The following is a 2,569-nucleotide window of genomic DNA, read 5'->3' on the forward strand; positions in this document are numbered from 1 at the left end:
AAGAACGCCCTAAACGCGGACGGCTGTATGTATGTATGTATGTATGTATGTATGTATGTATGTGTGTATGTATGTATGTATGTATGAAATCAGGTCAGACATACTCATGTTTTTACACATTTTCGCATACGTTATACACATTGTACACATATTTTCCCCTCCTTCCGAAACTAAAGTTTATTTTTTAGTGCCTGTTACAGTGCTTCCGCCGGCTGTGCCGTGCGAAGCGCCGCAGGTTCAGCAACGGGTGCGCAGCATGCGTTTTCTTTTTCCCTGACCGCATCCGGTCTTACCGAAATGAGCGCCGATATCTGCCCGCTCTGCATTTTCAGTTCGCCTATGTCCGTCGGGGCAGGGATTGCGTCCCCGTCTTTTTCCGAGTACCAAAGCCAGCCGGCAAGCGCGTCTTTTGCCTGAGCTAAAGCGCCCTCAAGCGTTTCTGCCTGTGTCAGGCAGCAGGGAAGGTCAGGGAACAGAACACAGTAAGCGTTGTCTTCTCTGGATATCAGCACAGGATAGGTTATAAGGTCTTGCGCTTCTTTCCAATTTCTTTCAGCTTTCACCGGTTATCCCTCCCTGTCTAAGCCCGCCTGTTTTAATATCGCTTTGACGATAGGGCGTTTCAGGTCTTTTTGCGGGTGCGGAACTGTTATTTTGCCGCTTTTCTTTTCGTGCTTGAAGTAGCAGTGGTCTCCGCGGGAACCGATGTAAAACCATCCGTCAGCTTCCAGAAGCTTTATGATTTCCCTGCTGGATGCCACACTGCCGCACCTGCCTTTTCGCTTAACATCGCAAACAACCGGCAGAATATACTCCGCCGCACGGTATGATGTTAGGACGCTTTCGCTTAAATGTCAAGCACTTTTTACTGCGAAGGCTGCAAAGTTTATTTTTGTATGCAGTTACAGATTTTCTGCCGGCTGCGCCGCGCGAAATGCCGCAGGTTCAGCAACCGGTGTGCAGTTTTCGTAAAGATATTCCGGCGCAATGTCCAAATCATCGTTCCAAACAACAGTACCGTCTTCCGCACGTGCGCTGAGAAAGACCGGCAGACTGTTGAGAGGCTCAAAGATTTCTTCTTTAAGAAGCGAAGTTGCGTCATAAAGCCCTTTTTTGCCGTCTTCAAAAGTCAAGAGCAACGTGTAATCTTTTTGCGGTGTAACGTCAACTACAGACCAAACCGGATTTGGCATAAAATTCACCTCGTTTTGCCGTTCAGCGCAGCGGGTCAATCTTGTACAGCTGTTTCTGATCCATTGCAAGCTCCCAGTTTGCGGCAAGCTCGTCTCTGTGGAGTTCTGTCCACGCAACAATCAGCCGCGTCTGACGCACAGGCATTTCACCTTCAACAAGCTCTCCGTCAAGGTTGAATACCGCGCGATAGTTCTGATAGGAGGCATGGAAATGAGGCGGATTGTGTTCGCCTTTGCAAAACATTCTGATAATTATTCCAAAGAACATTGATATTGTCGGCATAAAATTCACCTCGCATTATCTTGCTGTCTGTACAAAACCCCTACGGCACATACTCTGCCGTTTTAGGATATTTTACAGCGGTATTGCCCGTTACGCAAGTTTTTTACGGGATATTTTTTGCCCGCTTCGCTCGTTTGGCGCTTCGCGCCGCTAGCGATATAAGCTTTAAGCTATAAGCGTTAAGCTTTAGAACCTTTAAGGCTTTTTGCTTGCAGCTTCAAGCTTACTGCTTACTTCTTCCGTGTACTGTTTCGCAAATCTGCGCAGCGCACCGTTCATTGTTTCGTTGTTCAGCCTCGTAGCGCAGATAAATTCCGCATGAAGCAGGGGATTGAGTTTCGTTGCTACTTTCTTTGTCTGTTTCTGTTCGTTCATTGTTTTTTCTCCTTTCTGTGTGTGTTAAGAAAACCAATTACGATAAAGTGCAATTACCATAAGAAACAATTACCAAAAGTACCAATTACAAAGAGAACCAATTACCATAAAAAACAATTCCAATCTTGTCTTCCTGCGGAAGCCGACAGGCTTAGCGCAGGATCCAGTGTCTTTGGTTTTTCTTTTCAATAACGGGCAAAGCCCGTAAAGCCGCTGGATGCTGCACTTCCGCTTCGCTCCATGCAGCAAGACAAAGATTTTTTGGTTCTTCGTTCTTCGTTCTTCGTTCTGTGTTCTTCGTTCTTCGTTGCTTTTATACTCTCGCTAACGCTCCGTATTCCCTACGGTCATATGCTTTTGGCTTGCAGCTTATAGCTTTTGGCTTTTTGCTTACCGCTTCTCTTCGTCTTCCTGCGGAAGCCGACAGGCTTAGCGCAGGATCCAGTGTCGTTAATTCTTTTCTTCTGACGGGCAAAGCCCGTAAAGCCGCTGGACACTGCGCTGACGCTTCGCGTCCCGCAGTGAGACGGGGATTTTAAGTCACTGGGCTCCGTGTCAAGCACGGAGCGACGGAGATTTTTTGCTTTTCAAGGTTTTCTCTCGTCATTCCGGCGAACGCCGGAATCCAGTGTCTTTGCCCCGCAGGGGCTTATTTCCAACGGGCTTCGCCCGTAACGTCACTGGATCCTGCGCTGCACTTCGTGCCCGCAGGAAGACG

5 protein-coding genes are annotated in these 2,569 nt (G+C 47.8%); all 5 read right to left on the reverse strand.

Annotated features, from left to right (window positions below; all coding sequences use genetic code 11):
* Positions 1-194: 194 nt before the first annotated feature.
* Entirely contained in the window at positions 195-563 is a 369-nt protein-coding gene (locus tag KBS54_05710; protein ID MBQ0055620.1) for a type II toxin-antitoxin system HicB family antitoxin, read from the reverse strand.
* 3 nt (positions 564-566) lie between these two features.
* Positions 567-761, reverse strand: a complete 195-nt coding sequence (locus KBS54_05715) for a type II toxin-antitoxin system HicA family toxin (protein ID MBQ0055621.1) — start codon at positions 759-761, stop codon at positions 567-569.
* 141 nt (positions 762-902) lie between these two features.
* On the reverse strand, positions 903-1,193 hold the full coding sequence (locus KBS54_05720) for a DUF2442 domain-containing protein (GenBank protein ID MBQ0055622.1): 291 nt from the start codon (positions 1,191-1,193) through the stop codon (positions 903-905).
* A gap of 22 nt (positions 1,194-1,215) precedes the next feature.
* Positions 1,216-1,476, reverse strand: a complete 261-nt coding sequence (locus KBS54_05725) for a DUF4160 domain-containing protein (protein ID MBQ0055623.1) — start codon at positions 1,474-1,476, stop codon at positions 1,216-1,218.
* Positions 1,477-1,671: 195 nt separating this feature from the next.
* On the reverse strand, positions 1,672-1,851 hold the full coding sequence (locus KBS54_05730) for a hypothetical protein (GenBank protein ID MBQ0055624.1): 180 nt from the start codon (positions 1,849-1,851) through the stop codon (positions 1,672-1,674).
* Positions 1,852-2,569: the final 718 nt, after the last annotated feature.

The sequence above is a fragment of the Candidatus Equadaptatus faecalis genome, assembly GCA_018065065.1.
Taxonomy (GTDB): domain Bacteria; phylum Synergistota; class Synergistia; order Synergistales; family Synergistaceae; genus Equadaptatus; species Equadaptatus faecalis.

Bases quoted from the DNA above. Each gene is read 5' to 3' on its own strand.
- KBS54_05725 (MBQ0055623.1), bottom strand. From the start codon at position 1,476: ATGCCGACAATATCAATGTTCTTTGGAATAATTATCAGAATGTTTTGC.
- KBS54_05720 (MBQ0055622.1), bottom strand. From the start codon at position 1,193: ATGCCAAATCCGGTTTGGTCTGTAGTTGACGTTACACCGCAAAAAGAT.
- KBS54_05730 (MBQ0055624.1), bottom strand. From the start codon at position 1,851: ATGAACGAACAGAAACAGACAAAGAAAGTAGCAACGAAACTCAATCCC.